This window comes from Methylotenera sp. (assembly GCF_036401095.1).
Taxonomy (GTDB): Bacteria; Pseudomonadota; Gammaproteobacteria; order Burkholderiales; family Methylophilaceae; genus Methylotenera.
In genome coordinates, this window is sequence record NZ_DASWWA010000010.1 from 1 (window position 1) to 4,102 (window position 4,102).

Below are 4,102 nucleotides of genomic sequence, written 5' to 3' on the forward strand. Positions count from 1 at the left end.
TGCCTGAGCACCTGAGTAGTCGAATTCACAAGCCTGGCCAATTACAATTGGACCTGCACCGATGATAAGAATTGATTTTATGTCTGTACGTTTTGCCATTAGATTTACTTTTTAACAAATTTGTCTTGCATCTATACACGCAAATCTGCGTGATGCTTTTTATCCGAGCTATCCACTATCACAGCAGACATCCAGATACACCTCATTACTGCGCCCGCATTAAGTCGATAAACTTATCAAACAGGTAACTCATTTCAGTTGGACCAGGGCTAGCCTCTGGGTGACCTTGAAAACTAAATGCAGGTTTATCTGTACGCGCCATGCCTTGCAAGCTGCCATCAAACAACGACACATGCGTTACTTTGACATTTGCAGGCAAAGTAGCGGCATCTGCTGCAAAGCCATGGTTCTGGCTAGTAATATAAACACGTTTAGTTTCAACATCTTGCACCGGGTGATTTGCACCATGGTGGCCAAATTTCATTTTAAGCGTCTTCGCGCCAGAAGCAAGCGCTAACAACTGATGCCCTAAACAGATACCAAATGTAGGGATACCTTTATCTACTATGGTTTTGATTGCAGAGATTGCATAATCACATGGCTCAGGATCGCCAGGGCCGTTTGATAAGAACACGCCATCCGGGTTAAGCGCCAACGCTTCCTCTGCTGTTGCCTGTGCAGGCAGAACAGTTACTTTACAGCCGCGTGAAACCAGCATACGCAGAATATTACGCTTTACACCGTAGTCAAATGCAACCACATGAAATTGCTCTTCAGGTGCTGAAGTAAAGCCTTGACCCAACACCCACTCACCTTCAGTGAATTGGTAAGGCTTTTCACAGCTCACCACTTTAGCTAAATCCATACCAGCCAAGCCTGGGAAACCAGCGATAGCATGTGTTGCTAATGACAGAGCAGTAGCCTCATCTGCCTCACCAGCAACAATAACGCCGGTTTGTGCGCCTTTTTCGCGCAGGATTCTTGTGAGTTTACGTGTGTCGATATCAGCAATCGCCACTACATTATTGGCGACCAAGTATTCTGATAAGGACTGGGTATTTCTAAAGTTACTATGTGTTAGCGGCAAATCCCTGATCACCAAACCACTGGCATACACTTTGCCAGACTCTACGTCTTCGTTATTAACGCCATAGTTGCCGATGTGCGGATAGGTTAGCGTAACGATTTGTTTGGTATAAGATGGGTCTGTCAATATTTCTTGGTAGCCTGTCATCGAAGTGTTAAACACAACTTCAGCTACAGCATGACCAGAAGCTCCGATCGACATGCCACGAAACACGGTTCCATCTGCAAGTACAAGTATGGCGGGCAGGTTTTGTGACACAATAACTCCTCGGTTTTACGATAATTAAAATTTACGACATTAAAAACTTCTAATCTTTAGTCCATCATGAACAGATGGCAGATGTGCAAAACGGGAGGAGCTTGTATATACTCTTCCCGTTTCAGAATTAACGAATTATAGCGAAAAAAAACCGACTAATCAATGTCAACGTGACAGATTCATTATCTGCCGATCATGCAATCCTGCCAAAAATGCTTGCGCGGTAACCGCTCCAACCAGCGCCATCAGCATATCCCACTGCGTATCCCATACATCGCCTTGCGTACCTAAAAAAGCATCCGCAGCACCGCCTTCATAGGCCGCAACCCACCATTCGATAAATTCGTAAACCGCACTAATACTAAGGCAAACGCAGCTCACTATAAAGAACAGCCAGCGTCCGGGCACTAAAGGAGATTTTTTCAATAAGATTTCACGCGCCACCATAGCAGGTACAAACCCTTGCGCAAAATGACCAAGCCTATCGTAATAATTGCGAGAGAGTTCATAAGTATCACGCAGCCAATTAAACCAAGGCACTTCGGCGTAGGTGTAATGCCCACCAACCAATAAAATGAGTCCGTGAATCAATATCAACACATACACCAGTGGCGTGAACACAAAGGAACGGTAGGTAAAAATCAGCAGAGGCAATGCTATCACCACTGGCGCCACTTCTAGCGCCCATGTCAACCTGTCAGTGGGGTGAATTGCAGACCAAACAAACACAGCACTGAGGATGCTGAGTAAAAATATGTAGAGGGGACGGTGAGTGCGCACCATTAGTTAATTATTAGCGCAAACCCAACACATCGCGCATATCGTACAAGCCAGATGTTTTATCTGCTAAATACTTGGCAGCACGCAACGCACCCAAGGCAAAGGTAGCGCGACTACTTGCTTTATGTGTAAGTTCTACACGCTCACCAATACCAGCAAGCACTACAGTATGATCACCAACCACATCACCACCGCGCATTGTTGCAAAACCAATTTTTCCTGCCTCACGCTCGCCGGTCACACCTTCGCGCGCATATACCGCACAGTCTTTTAAATCTTGACCTAAGCCGTGCGCAGCCGCCTCACCTAAACGCAAAGCAGTACCAGATGGCGCATCCACTTTATGACGATGGTGCATCTCCACCACTTCAATATCGTAACCCTCATTTAACACGCGGGCAGCTTGTTCAACCAGATTAATCAATAATGTCACGCCCACACTCATGTTAGGCGCAAACACAATAGCAATATTCTTTGCAGCAGCTTCAATAGCCTGCTTCTCTTCTATAGAGAAGCCTGTGGTGCCAATAATCATTTTCACTTGATGCTTTTGACATGCAGCCAAATAAGTCATACTTGCTTCTGGTCTTGTAAAATCAACCAGCACATCCGCACCCTTTAGTGCAACATCAATATCAGAAACGACTTTGATGCCTGACACACGGCCAAACTGTTCACCTGCATCACGGCCCAGATGAATATTATCAGCACGATCTAACGCACTATGCAGCACTAAATCAGCATCCGCAAATACACCCTCCAACAAAGCATGCCCCATACGGCCTGAGCAACCAGCAATTACAACTTTTAATGGACTTACCATATCAACAACCTATCAATTTCTACTAATTACTTTAATAAAAGATTAAAAACCAATCTTTTCCAACATGCGATCAAAAAAGCTAGGCTCACTCTCCGGCGGCAAGTCTTGTGGTATTGGCGCCACCTTATTACCCACGCGAGGTGCAGCAACAGTAGCTACCGCTTCAGGCTCAACCTCTTCTGGCAATGAGCGCAACTTACGATCAAACACCATACCGGATGCAGATTCATAAAGCGTATTATTCACTGGCTGATCATCAGGCATCACAACTGCAGGTAGGGCAACCGGAGCCACAACTTCAGACGAAGGCGCTTTAATCACTTCAGGCTCAACTGGAGATACCGTTGATGCAGGACTAATTTCCGTAAGCACCGCAGCAGGCGCAGCAACCGCGACAGGTGCAGAAGCGTCTACGGCTGGAGCAACCGGCACATCAAGTGGCACAGCAAGTATAGATGGCGCAGAATCTGTTTCTGCAGCTACTGGCTGCTCAGCGACTACCGCAGCCTTAACATTCTGCTCAACAGCTTTGGTTTCCGGTGCTTTCTTGACGTCCGGCTTCACTGCAGGCTCTTTAGTCGGCGCGGTCTCGTCTTTTTCCCAGAACTTCAATTTATTTATCAAGCTCTTTTCTTCTGGTTTTTTATACGGCTCAACCAAGCGGGTTCCGGTGTTTGCGCGCTCATCTTCAGGTGCGGCAGTTCCCGCAGGAATCACATCACCACGCACCGTTTTTAACAGGTCTTTTTCAAAATCGAGAATCACACGGCGCTGTTCGGTGACTTTGCCAGCCTCACGCATTTGATAGACATAATCCCAGCGATTGCCATGAAAACTATCTTGAATCAGCGGCGTACCCATGATAAAGCGCACTTGAGATTTGGTCATGCCAGGACGCAGCTGCAAAAGCATTTTAGAAGTGACCACATTACCCTGCTGGACATCTAGCTTATACGGCTTAATACTGGGCACAGCCGTGCCACACGCAGTGCAAAGCAAAACCAGCAAAACAACTAGATAACGTAAAGTAGAAAAATAACGCATATCATGACTTTAATTTGAATTGGCGTTAATATACCACGTAGCGACTGAAGCCAAAACATCCACCTTATTAATTGTGAATATTCCAAAATCATGCAAGATCAAAAAGATTT

Annotated in this window: 4 protein-coding genes; all 4 read right to left on the reverse strand. The window is 45.9% G+C overall.

Annotation, left to right across the window (positions count from 1 at the left end; all coding sequences use genetic code 11):
* Nucleotides 1–205: 205 nt before the first annotated feature.
* A complete protein-coding gene (gene carA / locus VGD82_RS07705) occupies nucleotides 206–1,345 on the reverse strand; it encodes a glutamine-hydrolyzing carbamoyl-phosphate synthase small subunit (protein ID WP_331019846.1) in 1,140 nt (379 codons plus the stop codon).
* A 165-nt stretch (nucleotides 1,346–1,510) separates the two neighbouring features.
* Nucleotides 1,511–2,128 carry a DUF2238 domain-containing protein gene (locus tag VGD82_RS07710; protein WP_331019847.1) on the reverse strand — a complete coding sequence of 206 codons (618 nt, stop codon included), beginning with the start codon at nucleotides 2,126–2,128 and terminating at the stop codon, nucleotides 1,511–1,513.
* Between the two features lie 10 nt (nucleotides 2,129–2,138).
* On the reverse strand, nucleotides 2,139–2,948 hold the full coding sequence (gene dapB / locus VGD82_RS07715) for a 4-hydroxy-tetrahydrodipicolinate reductase (RefSeq protein WP_331019848.1): 810 nt from the start codon (nucleotides 2,946–2,948) through the stop codon (nucleotides 2,139–2,141).
* Nucleotides 2,949–2,990: 42 nt separating this feature from the next.
* The gene (bamE, locus tag VGD82_RS07720) at nucleotides 2,991–3,836 is read right to left on the reverse strand and encodes an outer membrane protein assembly factor BamE (RefSeq protein ID WP_414684475.1); all 846 of its coding nucleotides are present in this window, start codon (nucleotides 3,834–3,836) and stop codon (nucleotides 2,991–2,993) included.
* Between the last annotated feature and the right edge of the window lie 266 nt (nucleotides 3,837–4,102).